The organism is Paenibacillus sp. 203, assembly GCF_037027525.1.
Lineage (GTDB): Bacteria > Bacillota > Bacilli > Paenibacillales > Paenibacillaceae > Paenibacillus > Paenibacillus polymyxa_B.
The window spans coordinates 188,268-205,088 of the sequence record NZ_JAXCHD010000001.1 but is presented as its reverse complement, the minus strand read 5'-3'; the positions used below and the strand labels follow the sequence as shown (position 1 = coordinate 205,088).

At 48.7% G+C, this 16,821-nt stretch carries 14 protein-coding genes and 2 riboswitches; of the genes, 2 read left to right on the top strand and 12 right to left on the bottom strand.

All coding sequences use genetic code 11. The features are described from left to right. Positions 1-30: 30 nt before the first annotated feature. The 12 genes from nikE to WA407_RS00895 form a co-directional block, all read right to left on the bottom strand. Positions 31-840, bottom strand: a complete 810-nt coding sequence (nikE, locus tag WA407_RS00950) for a nickel import ATP-binding protein NikE (protein ID WP_254328093.1) — start codon at positions 838-840, stop codon at positions 31-33. 38 nt (positions 841-878) lie between these two features. Next, positions 879-1,703, bottom strand: coding sequence for an ABC transporter ATP-binding protein (locus WA407_RS00945; RefSeq protein ID WP_235306721.1), 825 nt, complete (start codon positions 1,701-1,703; stop codon positions 879-881). Positions 1,704-1,723: 20 nt separating this feature from the next. Then, entirely contained in the window at positions 1,724-2,554 is an 831-nt protein-coding gene (nikC, locus tag WA407_RS00940) for a nickel ABC transporter permease subunit NikC (RefSeq protein ID WP_254328331.1), read from the bottom strand. Next, positions 2,554-3,498 (bottom strand): nickel ABC transporter permease subunit NikB, encoded by a 945-nt coding sequence (nikB, locus tag WA407_RS00935; protein ID WP_165178117.1) that lies wholly within the window; start codon positions 3,496-3,498, stop codon positions 2,554-2,556. The genes nikC and nikB (WA407_RS00935) overlap by 1 nt, the downstream gene beginning before the upstream one ends. A 46-nt stretch (positions 3,499-3,544) precedes the next feature. Continuing rightward, positions 3,545-5,170 (bottom strand): nickel ABC transporter substrate-binding protein, encoded by a 1,626-nt coding sequence (gene nikA / locus WA407_RS00930; protein ID WP_254328092.1) that lies wholly within the window; start codon positions 5,168-5,170, stop codon positions 3,545-3,547. A gap of 142 nt (positions 5,171-5,312) precedes the next feature. After that, positions 5,313-6,089: an ABC transporter ATP-binding protein gene (locus WA407_RS00925; protein WP_254328091.1), complete on the bottom strand. Its 777-nt coding sequence runs from the start codon at positions 6,087-6,089 to the stop codon at positions 5,313-5,315. Beyond that, positions 6,086-7,003: an ABC transporter ATP-binding protein gene (locus tag WA407_RS00920; RefSeq protein ID WP_336076587.1), complete on the bottom strand. Its 918-nt coding sequence runs from the start codon at positions 7,001-7,003 to the stop codon at positions 6,086-6,088. Before WA407_RS00920 ends, WA407_RS00925 begins: the two co-directional genes overlap by 4 nt. Then, positions 7,003-7,818, bottom strand: coding sequence for an ABC transporter permease (locus tag WA407_RS00915; RefSeq protein ID WP_165178125.1), 816 nt, complete (start codon positions 7,816-7,818; stop codon positions 7,003-7,005). Before WA407_RS00915 ends, WA407_RS00920 begins: the two co-directional genes overlap by 1 nt. Positions 7,819-7,832: 14 nt before the next feature. Next, on the bottom strand, positions 7,833-8,762 hold the full coding sequence (nikB, locus tag WA407_RS00910) for a nickel ABC transporter permease (protein ID WP_039271928.1): 930 nt from the start codon (positions 8,760-8,762) through the stop codon (positions 7,833-7,835). 15 nt (positions 8,763-8,777) lie between these two features. Continuing rightward, on the bottom strand, positions 8,778-10,358 hold the full coding sequence (locus WA407_RS00905; RefSeq protein ID WP_336076585.1) for an ABC transporter substrate-binding protein: 1,581 nt from the start codon (positions 10,356-10,358) through the stop codon (positions 8,778-8,780). 217 nt (positions 10,359-10,575) lie between these two features. Continuing rightward, positions 10,576-10,779, bottom strand: a riboswitch (cobalamin riboswitch). A 748-nt stretch (positions 10,780-11,527) separates the two neighbouring features. Next, on the bottom strand, positions 11,528-12,835 hold the full coding sequence (locus WA407_RS00900) for a nucleobase:cation symporter-2 family protein (protein ID WP_336076584.1): 1,308 nt from the start codon (positions 12,833-12,835) through the stop codon (positions 11,528-11,530). Beyond that, on the bottom strand, positions 12,829-13,446 hold the full coding sequence (locus WA407_RS00895; RefSeq protein ID WP_025720187.1) for a xanthine phosphoribosyltransferase: 618 nt from the start codon (positions 13,444-13,446) through the stop codon (positions 12,829-12,831). Before WA407_RS00895 ends, WA407_RS00900 begins: the two co-directional genes overlap by 7 nt. 157 nt (positions 13,447-13,603) lie before the next feature. Continuing rightward, a riboswitch (purine riboswitch) is annotated at positions 13,604-13,707 on the bottom strand. A gap of 353 nt (positions 13,708-14,060) precedes the next feature. Here WA407_RS00895 and rhaB point away from each other — a divergent pair. Together rhaB and rhaA are read left to right on the top strand one after the other, a co-directional pair. Continuing rightward, positions 14,061-15,542 (top strand): rhamnulokinase, encoded by a 1,482-nt coding sequence (gene rhaB / locus WA407_RS00890; protein WP_336076583.1) that lies wholly within the window; start codon positions 14,061-14,063, stop codon positions 15,540-15,542. Between the two features lie 12 nt (positions 15,543-15,554). Next, complete coding sequence (gene rhaA / locus WA407_RS00885; protein WP_254328083.1) at positions 15,555-16,811, top strand: L-rhamnose isomerase; 1,257 nt, start codon at positions 15,555-15,557, stop codon at positions 16,809-16,811. Positions 16,812-16,821 lie beyond the last annotated feature (10 nt).

Sequence of the window (16,821 nt, the reverse complement as noted above, 5' to 3'; positions counted from 1 at the left end):
CACAAAAAAAGGACCCTTGCGGGTCCAATGTCATCCATGAAGCGGAAAACGCTCTGCTGGATGTTCCGGCAAAATGGACGAGATCAACCGTCGTACAGCCGGATGAGCAGATTCAAAAATCTGATCCTTCTCATCACAGCGCTCGATCAGTCTCCCCTGCTCCATCACAGCAATGCCATCGCAGACAGCATAAGCTGCCCGAATATCATGCGTGATGAACAGATATGACAATCCAAACGAAGATTTCAGTTCTCCCAGCAGGGATAAAATATGCATCTGGTGAACCATATCGAGGCTGCTGACGGACTCATCCAGCACGATCAGCTTTGGTTTGAGCGCAATCGCCCGTGCAATATTGATCCGCTGCAATTGTCCGCCACTGAACTGATGCGGATATTTAATCCGATCCTCTGGCTTGAGGCCGACCCGTTCCAGTAGGCTTTCGACCGTTCTTTTTTGTTCCTGCACCGATAACCGTTCGTAATTGTCCAATGGCTCCCCAATAATATGCCCGGCGGTCATTCGGGGGTTTACAGCAGAGTAGCAGTCCTGAAATACGACCTGCATATCCCGTCGCATTCCCCTGCGGACTTGAGGGCTCGCATTATAAATGTCCTGTCCCTGGAACAGCACCTGACCCTCCTGCGGCTTCTCCAGCCCCAGAATAACCTTGCCCAGCGTGCTTTTACCGGCTCCACTGGTTCCAAGTAAGCCTAGGCAAAACCCACTCTCTATAGTAAGTGAAACGTTAGCCAACACAGGGGGGCGTGGTTCAGAACGGCCCAGCCATTTGCGCCTTCCATAGCTATGAGTTACTTTCTTCACTTGTAGCATACGCATTCGCTCCCCTTTTGAAAGTGTAACTGTCGAACAGGCGACTAACCACCTTCCTGATTCATGCCCCGAATGGACAACTTGGGTCTGACTTGTAGCAGCATTTTGGTATATTCATCTTGCGGGTGATCGAACAACTGATGGACCTCAGCCTGCTCAACAATACGACCCTGCTGCATGACAGCCACTTCATCCGCCAATTGGGAAATGACGCCCAGATCATGCGAGATCAGCAAAATGGACGTATTGTATTCCGTACGCAAGCGATCCAGCTCTCTTAGCACCTGTAGCTGATTGACCACATCAAGCGCCGTCGTTGGTTCATCCGCAATAACCACTGCTGGCCGCAGGCACATGGAAATGGCAATCATGACCCGTTGCAGCATCCCGCCGCTCAACTGAAACGAATAACGCTTCATCAGCTTAGCTGGATCGGGCAAATTCATATTTTCCAGAGCCGTTATGGCAAGATCACGGGCCTGTCGTTTGGTTAATCCGGTGTGCGTACGGACCGTTTCCATAAACTGAGCTCCGATCGTATACACTGGCGTAAAGGCGCTCATCGGATTTTGCATAATAAATGCGATTTCCTTGCCCCGAATACGCCGCATTTCCTCGGCCGCCATTCCGTTCAGTTCACGCCCGTTCAGACGGACACTACCTTCCACGTCCATCGTCTGGCGATCCAGCAATTGGAGCAACGCTTTACAAGTCACCGTTTTGCCGCTTCCACTCTCGCCGACAAGACCCAAAACTTGTCCCCTTTTCAGCTCAAAATGAATTGGCTTCAGCAGAGATACCGCCCCGGCATCGGTTTTGAGCTTCACCTGTAAGCCGCTGACCTCCAGCACCTTCGCCCTGTCGTCCATCGTTGTAACTCACTCCTGTTTTACTGACGTTTGGCAATTCCGTATCGGTCGGACAGCGCCTCCCCCAATATATTGAAGGCCATTACCACCACCAGAATCATAACCCCCGGATAGATCATTAATTCCGGATGACTGCGAATGTATCCCGTTCCCTCATGAATCATGGCTCCCCATTCAGGGGTCGGCGGCTGAATGCCTAGACCAAGGAACGACAACGCGGAAATATCCATGATCGCCCAGCCCATTTCCAGCGTACCAATGACCACAATCGGCCGTAGCACATTCGGAATAATATGCCGCCGGATAATGGCCCCTGAGGAGGACCCACTAATCCTTGCAGCAGCTATAAAATTCCGTTCTTTCAGACTGACGACCATATTGCGGCACATTCTGGCATAATACACCCACTGCACCATCATTAAAGCAAGCAGCACCTGCATGAGGCCCGGCCCAAAAATACCGACAATGCCCAGCACAAGCACCAAATTCGGAAACGCCATAATACCTTCGCAAAACCGCATCAACACACTATCGACCCAGCCACCCACATAACCTGCAAGCGACCCGATCACAACGCCGATACTAAGCGAGGACAGGAAAATTAATGTCGCAAAGCCGAGGGAAATCCGCGCTCCATACAGCAACCGGGATAAATTGCACCGACCCAAATGATCGGTCCCCAGCCAGTATTCTTTCGAAGGTCCCTCCAGCTTGTGCAGTAAATTGACTTTAACCGGATCATGGGGAGCCAGCCAAGGAGCTAGCGCCATAATGATAAAAAGAGCAGCCAGTACGACAGAGCAGACCACGATTACCTTTTGACCTTTGAACATTGTACGCAACCTTATCATCACTGCTCTGCTCGTCCCTTCGATGAAATTCGGGGGTCCATATACAAATGCACCAGATCAACGAGCAAATTGCATACGATGAACAGGCATGCCGCCAAAAACACATAGCATTGTATGACGGGAATATCCCGGTTAAAAATCGCTTCCACAAAATAACGGCCAAACCCGGGCCATGAAAACACCTGCTCCACAATAATTGTTCCGGTCAGAAGCTTGCCCAGATTCATACCCATACTTGTAATCAGTGGAGCAATGGCAATTTTCAGTACATGCTTGAGCATGATCACCCGCTCACGAATTCCTCTAGTTCTGGCATACTGCACATACGTTTCCTGAAGCTGCTCCAACACACTGGAACGCAGCAGGCGCGTATATAAAGCAATCAGAACCAGCGACAGGGTCAACGTGGGCAACACCAGATGCTGCCACGTTCCTCGCCCCTCTACAGGGAGCCAATCCAATCGGACAGAGAAAAAGAAGATTAACAAATATCCCAGCCAGAACTGGGGTATAGACGCGCCAAAATATGAAATTCCTCGACTAAGCAGGTCGATCCAGCCATTTTTACGCATCGCCGCCAGCACGCCCAGCGGAATACTTACCACAATAGATAGCAACATACTGCTCACAGCCAATTCAAAAGTGGCGGGCAGCCGAACCTTGACCTCATCCCACACCGGCTTGTTGGTTAGATACGAAGTACCAAAGTCCAATTGACTGATCCTTTGAAGTGTATGCATATACTGCGTCAGCAAAGGCTGATCCAGCCCGAACTCATGTCTTTTCTGCTCCAGAATCTCTGGAGTAGGGTAAATATGAGCAGCCGTCAAATAGGCCTCGGCCGGATCAACTGGTGAAATATGAATGAGTGCAAAGGTAACGAGGGTGGCAAAGAGAACAATAGGAATGACCGCTACCATTCGCTTCCCGATATAGCTGATCATGAGTTGTCCTCCTATCCTGTAAACTACCGTTACCCGTCGGCTTCAGCTACTTTCCGATTTCAATTCCCTCAAACGGATTTTCATCCCGATTAGCCGGGAATACAAAGTTTGTAATCTTTTTCTGGTACACTGCCGTTTTCTTAATATACGAAATAGGTACAATGGCAGATTGCTCCTGGAGCGTCTTCAGAATCGAAGCATACAGCTCTTGGCGCTTGGTTTCATCTGTCGATGAGAGCGCTTCGTGTACTTGCTGATCCAGGTCTTTCTTCATCGGAAGGGCGCTCAGCACCTCGGAAATTCCAAAGCTCTTCTTAGCAATAACATTAATAAAGGAATGCGGATCATAAGGCGCACCATAGTTGTACCAGAAGTACAGATCAAACTGGTTGGATCTAAGGCGCTTAATTTGAACCGTCAGCTCCAGTCCGGTCAGGTTCACTTTGACACCCAGTTCTCCCCATTCAGCCTGAATGGTTTCAGCCATCGCCTTTTGGATCGGATCGGTTTTATCGAAAATCAGCTCAAAATCTAGCTGTTGTCCGTCTTTTTCCCGTACTGTACCGCCTGCGGGCAGCTTCCAGCCAGCCTCATCCAGCAACGATTTGGATTTTTCCACATCATAACCAACAGGCTGTAAGTTTACATTCGTATACGGATAGTTTTTGGATAAAACCGTATCCGCTGTTTCCTCCAGCCCCGAGGTTACACCTTCCACCATTGCCTGCTTGTTAAAGCCATGCTGGAGTGCCAGACGTACCCGAAGGTCTGCCAGCTTGGGATTGGATGAGTTGAGCAACAGGCTTCTTGTACCGACAGGCTCGGACAGCGTGGTAACATACTGATTCGTGTCGCGAAGCTGTTTGAAAGCATCCAGACTAATGACACCCTCTCCATAAATCAGATCCAGATCGCCTTTTTCAAAGGCCATTACACGGGTTTCGCCATCGGGAATGATTTTTACCGTAATTTTATCCACCTTTGGTGCAGTGCCCCAATAATTTGGATTACGCTTAAAGGTTGCATATTCATCTTGCTTGTATTCATCCAGCATCCAAGGTCCTGTACCTACAGGTTTCTTGATTCCCTTGGACGTATCTCCATCATCCGGGAACCCCGCTTCACCTAGAAAACGGAACGGGCGAACGACAGACAAATCCTGAAGCACCGGGTAGTATGGCTCTTTGAGCGTCATTCGGAAGGTGCTGTCATCTACAGCTTCAGTTTTGTCGAGAACGCCTACTATACCAAGCCAGCTGTGCGTCTTCTCATTTTTCATAATAGCGTCAAAGTTCTTTTTGACAATGGCTGCATTAAATAGCGTTCCATCCGAAAATTTCACACCTTTGCGCAGCTTAAACGTATATATCTTGCCGTCCTTGGAAATAGTCCAGGATTCAGCCAAAGCAGGCTCCAGCTTGCCTCCTTGCTTGTAGCTGACTAACGGCTCATAGACCATGGATTGTGCAAAAAGTTGGGAAGGATTGTATACGTGAGGATTCATCGTACCAATGTCACGCGGCCACGATAGCGTGATCGACTTTTCATTGGCAGCTCCGTCAGTAGAGGTGGATGCAGGTGCGTTCTCCTGCTTCGCGCAGCCCAAAACAACGGATAATAAGAGGAGCGCTACCAACATAAGGGTGGCAGTCTTGCGGTGTCGAACGGACATCAATGTATTTCCCCTTTTCTATATATGTGATAATGATTATCATAATCATATTTAGAATAGGTACCACGTTCTATTTTGTCAACAACATTCGACAAGCCATCCTCTTATTTATTTTAAATTTGTAGAATATTAAATTTATGGCTTAATTCGCCAACGTTTGAAACAGAGCACGCGTGTACTCATGCTGTAACAAGTCTTCATCCCATTCCTTAAATATTTCCACGATCTCCCCCTGAACCATAACAGCAACGCGGTCACAAAACTGACGAGTAGATTGGAGATCGTGAGTGATGAATAAGTAGGACAACTCACGCTCCTGCTGCATTCTCTTAAGCATGCCCAGCACGGAAAACTGCGTTGTCGTATCCAGATTGGCGATCGATTCATCGAACAAGATAATATCGGGCTCCACCGCCAACGCTCGGGCAATACATACCCGCTGTTTTTGCCCGCCACTTAGTTGTGTTGGGTATTTTTCCAGACATTCCGTGTCCAGCCCCACAGATTCCAGTAAAGACTGGCAAATATCCAGTACTTGAGCTTTTCGTCCGGGAAAATAATTGTGGATTGGCTCCTCTAAAATATCTCGTATGGTCATGCGAGGATGGAGCGAGGAAGACGAATCCTGTGCAACCAACTGGATTCGCTTGTACAGGTAGATATCCTTCATCCTTCCGGTGTGAATGGGCTGGTCATCCAGCCAAATCTCTCCTGAGGTCAACGACTCCAGCCCTAGAATACATTGTGCCAGCGTGCTTTTGCCACTTCCACTTTCTCCAACCAGTCCAAGACATTCCCCCTGTCGTAGCTCCAGATTCACCTTCTTCACAGCCTGTTCGCTATCTTGCGTGCTGAACCAGCCTTTTCTCCGTTTACGGACAGGGTATGCTTTGGTCACATTCTTCAATTCCAGCATCACTGGTGCATCCTTCCTTCCGGGCTCATCTCCAACACTCGATCTGCTATGCGGCTCATCCCCTGGCGATCATGTGAAATCAGCAATATGGTGAGATCAAAGTCTTCTCTCAACTGTTGCAGCAATGCCAAGACCTTGTCCCGGTTGATAACATCCAACGCCGTAGTAGGCTCGTCGGCAATAAAGAGGCTCGGACCGGAGCTTAACATTGCAGCCAGCAGCACCCTTTGACACATGCCCCCGCTTAGTTCAAAAGGATATGACGACAAAATATGCTCAGGATTTGCAAATCCAACCTTGCGGAGCAGAGAGCGCAAATAGGCCTCCCGCACTGGAGTAGCGCCTCCTCTGGCTATCTCCGTGGCACGGCTCAGCATCTGCCACATCCATGGCAGCACGCCCAGCGGGTGGACTTGCTGCGGTGCAGTATGGGATGGGACAGCATCAGCGTGCTCCGGCTCCATTTGGTCATGCGGCATCCGACGCCGCCCGTGCAGTCTAAGCGTGTCCATCAGCTGGGCGCGGACAGTCCGGATCGGGTTCAACCCGCTCAGCGACTGTTGAATGAGCAGGGCAATATCTTCTCGGCGCAGCCTTTGCCAGCGCCGTTCCTGGAACGGGAGAATGTCTTCCCCGTTATAGTAGATACGCCCTTGCGTAACATTAATACCTGGCTCCAGCATGCCTGCGATTGCGTGTGCGGTCAGGCTCTTGCCGCATCCGCTCGGTCCGGTCAGGGCCACAATCTCCCCTGAATATATGGAAAAGCTCACATCACGCAGCAGTGGTTTGCTCCCACTTCCGCTTGCTCCTACGCCTGTGCGGCAGATTTCCAAATGTTCCACGTGTAACAACGGTTTTCGCCCTGCCACTTGCTCTATCGTATCCTTGCACCCAAGGGCTGTTTGATCCTCCACTATTTGGCCGCCCCCTTTTCCGAAAAGCGGTCGCCCAAAAGCTGGCAGGCAAGTACGAATAGCATAATCGCCAAGCCCGGGAAAATCATGACATGCGGAGCCACCTGAAAATATGAGGTTGCATCATGCAGCATCACGCCCCACTCTGGCTTGGGCGGCTGTACACCCAGTCCAAGAAAGGACAGCCCAGCGATCATCAGCACCACGCGCCCGATATCCCATACCGCATAAACCAACAACTGCGGCAACGCTTGTGGCAATACATAACGGCTCAGTATACGTACGTGTGAATTGCCGGATAAACGGGCATATCGAACGTAGTCCTCCTGACAGGCTTTTTGAACCAGACTACGGATATACCGGACATAACCCGCCCACCGTACCGCAATAATCGCAAGGGTCATGTTAACAAAACCTGGGCCCAAAATGCCCACAATTGCCACCGTTAAAATAATATCAGGAAAAGCCAGTACACCGTCGATTCCCCGCATGATCAGCTGATCCACACGTCCACGCACATAACCAATGAGCAACCCTATAGGCAGACTGAAACACAACGTAGCTACAGTAATTGCACATGCGATTAGCACGCTCATCCGAATCCCGTAAATTAGCCTTGACAGCACATCCCGACCCAGATGATCCGTACCGAAAGGATATTTCCGACTGGGTGGTGCCAGACGGTTCAAAAGATCCACTTGAAGAGGATCATGAGGAGCGACCCATGGAGCCAATAACCCAAGCAGCACGATCAGACCAAACAGTACGCCTCCTGCCAGCAAGCTCCCTTGAAAGGAAAGCCGTATCTTTTTCATTTTCAGCTTCCCCCTTAACGCAAACGCAGCCTCGGATCTATCGCCGTCTGGACCACATCCACCAAACACTGAACTCCTACAATTAAAAATACGGCGAAAATAACATACCCCTGAATCACCGGATAATCTCGCTGTGTAATTGCATCTATAAAATACTTGCCCAACCCCGGCCATGAAAAAATGGTCTCTACGATGACATTACCTGCCAGCATAAATGATAGATTGGTACCTAGCAGTGTAATTATAGGCAGAACCGCATGCTTAAATATCTCAAAAAACAGGATATGCATACGGGAAAAGCCTCGAGCCTTCGCTGCTTTCACAAAATTCCGGTCACCCAGCTCCAGCATTTGAGCGCGCAGTACACGGGCTTGCACAGCTCCCAAACCTGCACCAAGAGTCAGCGCTGGGAGCACTAGATGTGTCCAGTCCTCTCTTCCCATGGATGGGAGCCAGCCCAAGCGAACGGAGAATAGATAGATCAACAGAAACCCAAGCCAAAAAGAGGGGATCGACGATCCCAGCAGGGCAAACAGCCTGCCCAGGCGATCCAGTGGACCGCTGATTTTTAGCGAGGCAGCCAGTCCCAACCCCAGCGTAAGCACCGTCATGACGGCAAAGCCCGCAGCAGCTAGCTCCACAGTAGCAGGCAGTCTGTTCCACAGTTCGGCTAGCACGGATTCCTTGGATACATACGAGGTGCCCCAATGCCCTGTGAACACATCCCGCAGCCAGTTCACATATTGAATATGAAACGGTTCGTTTAAGCCCAGTTCCTGCCGTAGCGTCGTCAACGCTTCCTCAGAGGCAGGGACATTATGCGCGGTGAGCAAAATGGTAGCAGGGTCACCAGGAGCCAGCCTCATCAGTACAAAAGTCAGCGTGGATACAACGAATACAATGATGAGCAGCTGCGCCACACGTTCCAGTATAAAACGAATCATAGGATACGCCGCTCGTTATTCCGCAATATCGGATTGCGCTGTAATGTAGTAATACTCGATCGGATGGGGTGTAAAACCCTCCACCCCTTTTTTCACACCAAACACATTGTCAGGATGCACAATGAACGACTGTGGCAAATCCGTATTGATGATATCCAGCGCTTGTAGTGTCACAGCATTACGCTGCGCTGTATCCTTCGCCAGCTTCAAGCTGTTAAGAATACTCTCCAGCGGTTTGGAACTATAACGGCTTACATTGGCTTCGCTTTGCGAAGAATAAAACATGTCCATAAAATATTGTGGCTCTCCTGTATGAGCAGTAAGCATACTGTACATAGCAAAATCCCAATCGTTTTTGGTCAACGCCTCGTCGATATTTTCCACCTTGCGAATCTTGACCTGAATTCCCTCTTTCAGCAATTGGCTTTGGATGACCTCAGCCATAACAGAGAGCTCAGGACGCTGAGGAAAAGTCAGCAGCGTAACCTCGAACGGCTTGCCTTGCTTAGTCCATGTCCCTTGGGCGTCCTTCTGCCAGCCATCCTTCGTTAACAGCTGATCCGCCGTTCCGTCCAGCGCTTTACGCTCAACTTTACCGAAGGGAAGAATGCTCGGGAACGGACTGCTTGCTTCCGTACCGAAGCCCCTCATGACGGCGCTCACAATCGATGTGCGTGGAATCAGGCTGTCCACCACCTTACGGTTCGCCGCATCCTTGAATACTGGGGATTCCATATTGTACACGAGCATATGGGTGCGCAAGGAGGGAGCCGACAGCACTTGTAGCCTGTCGTTCTTTTTCAGTACCTCTGCGTTATCAACCGGAATATCCGTCGCTACGTCCACCTCGCCGGATTGCAGCGCCATCAGGCGCGAATTCCCGTCCGTAATGAACTTCATCGTCGCTTCAGCCAATCGTGCCTTCTCGCCCCAATATCCGTCATAACGCTCTACGACCAAGGATTGGTCCTTGTTGAACGCTTTGATTTTAAAGGCGCCTGTCATCGCTGGGTAGCTCTGCTCATCCTTCATCGATGCCACATTCAGTACAATCGTCGATGGATCAGCTAGATTGGACACCAACGCCGCATTCGGCTGGTTTGTCGTAATCTTTAAGGCCAGCGGGCCGCTTACATCAATGGACTTCACATTCAGTAAATCCTTCGCCAGATGGCTTTTCTCGATAGAGCGTAGCAAAGATGCTTTTACACTTGCTGCATCCATACTTTTTCCATTATGAAAAGTGACTTTATCCTGCAAGCTGAACGTCCAAACTGTAGGACTATCCTGCTTCCACTCCTTTGCCAGCCAAGCCACAGGCTCCAGCTTTTCATTCAAACGTACCAGTGTCTCACCTGCACCGGATCGCATCACATCCCAGCTATTATCTCCGTGCGGATCAACACCTGACGGTTTCCATGTATACGCCATTACCAGCTTTTTACCTGTCGCTGTTTGTTGTGCTGACGCGTTCTCATCTTTGCCGGAGCTATTCGACGTCTTATTGCTAGTACATCCCGAAAGAGCCATAACTGCCAGCAGCAGCATCACCCCTGTACATATCAACCATGAGCGCCTGCTATGATTGCTAATCATTCGATGAATCCCCCTCTATCTTGTAAAATCATATAAACCTAACGCAAAACGCGAAAAAAGCATTCCGGACCACTTGATCAGCAGTCAGAAATGCTCCATTATAAAATGTCAAAACTCACCTCGAAGCCAACTCTAATAATATAGAAGGGATCAGATCGGTTTCAGACATTCCGTATGCAGCACGCCTAACCACCTCCCCAGCAATCCCGTGGGTCTAACAGTGATGTCAAAACAGGCAGGTCTCCTGACTCCAGGCGTATCTTTCAGGCCTTCCCGGTTCTTCACAGTTCCAGTGGCTGTTCTGAAAGCTCCAGTAGTATCCTACTGATGCCTGTATACAGTGGCGGGTCCGTGTCGGGATCTACCGAACTTCCCTTTTAAGTGAACACGCTCAACAACTATCCACATGGTCTCAATAAAACCCCATACACAGAGTCGTCCGGCTCACACCTGTTTTCTTCTATTATTTCTTTTCATTACGATTTAGGATTATCTTATTTTGTTGTCACAAGCTTGTCAATAAATGCTGTATAATAATTCAAATTTGAATGATATGGCGAGAATGAAGGTAATGGCTATTCATTGCGTGCACGAAATGAACGTGCTAAAATTAGGTATAGAGATAACCTTTGTGTCCGTATACTAAAAAGAGTCTTCGCCGCGCCAACGGCAAAGACTCTTAGGACTTGAAAGGCTGTGGATCACCACGGCGCGCTAAATACTTAGCTAAACCCACCGTTAGGCGCCTAACCTAATTACGCGGTGGGTTTTCGCTTGTCCGAAATTTCCGACGTAGCCAGCGATAAAGTTTACGAATACTAAACACCAGGCTTAGTAACGTAACCATCCAACGCAACACATCGTAGCACGACACAAGGTTCACCATCGGCTTCACCCCCTTTCGGGAAGCTGCACCGTGGTCCGAAAACATCCACCACTATTCAAAATCCATAATTTAGATTATACCATGCCCCTTCCTACCACTCTAGCAAATTCTTCTAGCTCATAAACTGGAAAACACACCAAATTAGAGCTACCCATTTCATCCCGCAGCTTTATCTATATGTCCCCAGGCGGCAAGGGTATCTACTATCTGGATAACTCCATGCCAAAAAGCCGGAAAAGAGGCATACGTCCTCTCTCCGGCTATCTTTATTTATTCCTAATCATCAAACCTTCTGTGGAACCTCCGAAACCGTCACGCTTTTGACCGATTCCCCTTGTTTTCTCGTCAAAACAATGTTCAAGACAATCGCAGTAATCGAACCCGAAACGATCCCATTTTGCAGCAGCATTTTGGCAAAGCTCGGCAGCTGGTCGAACATTTGTGGCAGAACGGCAGAGCCTAGGCCCACGGCAATACTGCATGCTGCGATCAGCAGATTGCTTTCCTTCCGCAGATCCACTTCTGACAAAATAGACATGCCTGATGCAGCAACCGAGCCAAACATGACGATCATCGCCCCGCCTAGCACAGCGTTAGGAATCACTGTCGTTAAGGCAGCCAGCTTAGGCAGCAAACCGAGAACAACCATGATCCCGCCCGCAGCAAAAATAACGTTCCGCGATTTGACGCGTGTGAGTGAGATCAGACCAACATTTTGCGAGAAAGCTGTATAAGGAAACGCATTAAAAATACCCCCAAGCATAATCGCAAGTCCTTCGGAACGCAGACCATTGACGATCTGCTTCTGTTCCACCTTCTGATCAATCGCTTTGCCTACTGCCAGATAAACGCCTGTAGACTCAACCATACTGACAATATTGACGATAATCATCGTACAAACTGCCATCATGCTAAACTCTGGCTTACCAAAATAAAACGGCTGCGCGACACTCACCCATGAGGCCTCCGCCACGGGTGCAAAATGCACCATTCCCATTCCATAAGCAACCACCGTACCCGCGAACAGACCAATAAGCACGGAAATCGAGCGCAAAAAGCCTTTTGCCAACCGATTCACAAGCAGAATAACCAGTAGTGTAACTAACGCCAACAGCAAATTACGTGGCTGTCCAAAATCCGAGCTGCCCTGGCCCCCTGCTACATTGTTCATCGCCACCGGAATAAGAGATAGACCGATAATCGTAACGACCGAACCCGTAACAACCGTCGGGAAAAAGCGTAGCAGCTTGCCATACAACGGTGCCGCTAATACCACAAATATACCGGACAAAATGATAGCACCGTACGCTGTCGCTAAATTTGAGGTCGAAGCAATCGCGATAATGGGCCCTACTGCCGTAAACGTACAGCCTAAAATGACAGGCAGTCTACTACCGAAAAAGCGTGTGCCCATAATCTGTAATAACGTAGCAATCCCGCAAGTGAACAAATCGGCAGCCACCAAATAAGCCATCTGGGCTGGCGTCAGGTGCAATGCTCCCCCTACAATTAGAGGTACAGCAATTGCTCCAGCGTACATGGCCATGACATGCTGAAAGCCCAGCGCGAATAACTTTTGTTTACTTAACATCCCACATTCTCCTTAACGGGAGGAATCACCGCTCCAGCTTCCTCTATAAAATGAACCTCGCCCGGTGCCATGGAAGCGATACGCGCAAGAGAGCGCACAGCAATGCCTCTTTGCTCCAACAGTCCACGACCTTCCTGGAAGCTCTTCTCAATTACACAGCCAACCCCGGCCAGCTCCGCTCCTGCTTCCTTCACAATATCCGTAAGTCCAACCAAGGCTGCGCCAGTAGCCAGAAAATCATCCACGATCAGCACATGGTCGCTGGCATCGAGATATTTTTGAGAAATGCTCACCTGATAGGTTTCCTGCCGAGTGAACGAATGAACCTCTGCGAAGTATACCTGCTCATTCAGCGTGATTGCCTTCTTTTTCTTCGCATAAATGAACGGGACCCCCAAGGCAATAGCAGTAGCCATAGCAAATTGAATACCACTAGCTTCAATTGTAAGCACCTTGGTGATCGGAGCACTGCCGAAAAGGCGTGCAAACTCCTTACCAATCTCCAAAGCTAATGCTGTATCTACCTGATGATTCAAAAATGAATCTACCTTTAATACGGTGTCAGATAAAATTTGTCCCTCTTGACGAATACGTTCCTCCAAAGCTTTCATTATGCGAGTATCGCTCCTTCTGTACTTTAAAATAGTATAAAACCTGCCAAAACCAAAAAAGGACAGGCTCCCTTGAGTTGTTTCTCAAGTGAAGCCTGTCCTTGGGGTTGTCATCCCTGACGGATTGGCGCACAAATAAATGCCCGCATTCATCCAAAGCCGATGCGCTATCACTCATAGTCGGACGATTACAGTGGTCATCCGGTAGAAACTTTTGGGCCATATCCCCAATATTATACGAGTCATATGAAATTGATATCTTGTATACTACACCCTCTGGCGGGCGGTTTCAAGACTATTTTTCATACAGACAGCGGCATTTGGAGAACCTTCCACAATTGGAATATCGTAAAATCAAATCGACCTTTGTTCAAGGTATATATATTGTGAGGACTTTGCATTATCCTGATTGTAGAAAACAGATAAAAAAACAAAAATGCATATAAAACAACACTTGATTTTAATTATAATTTTAAAAAACAAAAATAAAACCACAAATCCCACTTCCGTTTCTGTTGACTGCAAAGAAAAACGGAAGTAGTATGGAGTTAGTTAAGAAAACAAAAGGCAGACTTTCAGGCTGCCCGTATTTTATCCATGCAAGGAGATTGGATATGAATAATTATCTTGCTGTTGATATTGGAGCTTCAAGCGGAAGGCTCGTAAGTGCAACTCTGCAAGGTGACCAGCTACACTTGCAAGAGCTTCACCGTTTCAACAACTCCTTTACCGAAAAAAACGGACACGATTACTGGAATATCGACGAACTATTAAATGAGATTATTCAGGGCTTGCAAAAAGCTAAACAAAAAGGGATTCATTCCTGTACGCTCGGCATTGATACATGGGCTGTAGATTACGTGCTGCTTGATCAGAAAGGTAACCGCATTCATGAGGTATACGCTTACCGGGATGCACGTACCCTCCATGCGCCCGACAGGCTGCATCAGCTCATCAGTCGAGAGGCTGTGTATGAGAAAACAGGCATTCAGGAATTAAACTTTAATACCCTGTATCAACTGTTCGTCCATGATCGGGAACAGCTTGCCCAGGCGGATAAAATATTGATGGTCCCCGATTATCTGTACTATCGCCTGACAGGCATCATGATCAATGAAATGACGAATGCGTCCACGATGCAGCTTCTCAACGTGAACTCCCGAGAGTTTGATGAAGACCTTCTCTCCCTGCTCCAACTGCGACGCAATCAGTTTTCAGAGCTTGCCGAGCCTGGACGGGTTCTGGGTTCTCTTTTGCCGGAGCTTGTTCAAAAATACGATCTTCCGAACTGTCAGATCATTCTTGCGCCGACTCACGATACTGCATCGGCTGTTGCAGGTGTACCGTCACAGCGGGAAGAACCTTGGGCTTATATTAGCAGCGGAACGTGGTCACTACTGGGAATGGAACGATCCGAAGCCTTGAATACCAAGGCAGCCATGCAGGCGAACTACACGAATGAGTGGGGCGCTTACGGTACGTACCGTTTTCTGAAAAATATTATGGGATTATGGATGATTCAGGAGGTTAGGAGAGAGGGCGGTTCCGCACATAGCTTTGCCGAATTGGCCCAACTGGCTTCAGCAGAGGCACCGTTTGTCAGTCTCGTCCTCTGTAACCAGTCATCCTTTTTAAACCCGGATAGTATGACCGTTGAAATCCAGCGATTCTGTGAAGAAACAGGCCAGCCCATCCCCAGGACGTCGGGTTCACTCGCCCGCTGTATTTTTGACAGTCTGGCCTTAAGCTACCGCGATGCCTTACACGAACTGCAATGTTTAACAGACGAAACAATTACCAGATTGCACATTGTCGGCGGAGGCGCTAACAACGAATTACTATGTCAGCTAACCGCCGATCTCTTGGGAATTGAGGTTCAGGCAGGTCCTTCCGAATCTACGGCCATCGGCAATATTATCGTGCAATTAATTAGCTCCGGTGCTCTTAAAGACCTCAAAGCAGCTGGGAAAGTTATTGCCCATTCCTTCCCGACGCAGCTCTATAAGCCACAATTGCTGGAAGGATCGAAAGAGCTGCTGGAGCGTTGGGAGCACCTTAAGAGACAAGTGATGTCCACTATTCAAATATCTCAATAAAGGAGTAAAGCCATGAACGAAGCTATTGAAGCCAGTTATAACGAAGCGAAAAAGCTGTATGCCCGCCACGGTATTCAAGTTGACGATATTTTACGGAAGCTTTCACAAATTAAAATATCACTGCACTGCTGGCAGGGAGATGATGTTCAGGGATTTCTGTTCAATGACAAACAGCTTAGCGGGGGGATTGCCGTAACGGGCAGCTACCCGGGCAGAGCAGGCACGCCGCATGAGTTGCGTCAGGATTTAGAGAAAGCTCTATCACTCATTCCGGGTAAACACAAGGTCAATTTGCACGCAATCTATGCGGACACCACTGAACAAGTGGATCTGGATCAACTAGAGCCACGCCATTTTCAGAACTGGGTAGACTGGGCTAAGCAGCAAGGGCTTGGGCTTGATTTTAATCCAACTTTGTTCTCCCATCCCAAAGCGGAAGACGGCTTCACACTGAGCCATAAGGATTCGGAAATCCGTGATTTCTGGATCACACACTGCAAAAAATCACGCAGGATTGCAGAGCATTTTGGAAAAGAACTCGGTCAGCCCTGTGTCACAAACCACTGGATGCCGGATGGCTATAAAGATACTCCGGTTGATCGGTTGGCTCCAAGAGAACGTCTGCGTGATGCTTTGGACGAAATTTTCAGCGAGAAAATCAGTGAAGAATACAACATCGATGCGGTTGAAAGCAAGCTGTTTGGCATTGGCTCGGAAAGCTATGTCGTGGGCTCCCATGAATTCTATATGGGTTACGCCCTGACACGCGGTAAATCTATCTGTCTCGACGCTGGTCACTTCCATCCAACCGAAGTCATTTCGAACAAACTGTCCTCTGTGCTGATGTTCACCGATCAATTATTGCTCCATGTCAGCAGACCGGTTCGCTGGGACAGTGATCATGTCGTGACGATGGACGACGAATTGCTAGACATTGCCCGTGAGCTGGTTCGCGGTGAATTGCTTTCCCGAACCCATATCGGTCTTGATTTCTTTGATGGAAGTATCAATCATGTAGCAGCATGGGTCATCGGAACACGCAACACGATCAAAGCGCTGCTTCGCGCTATGCTCGAACCGATTGAAGCATTAAAGCAGGCGGAAGAGGAACGGGACTTTACCACTCGTCTTGCTCTGGTCGAAGAGTTTAAATCGTATCCGTTTGGTGCCATATGGGATTACTATTGCGCTCAAAACGGCGTTCCTGTTCGTGAGGAATGGCTGGCCGAAGTTAAAAATTATGAACAACAGGTACTGCTGAAACGTTAACCACTGTACT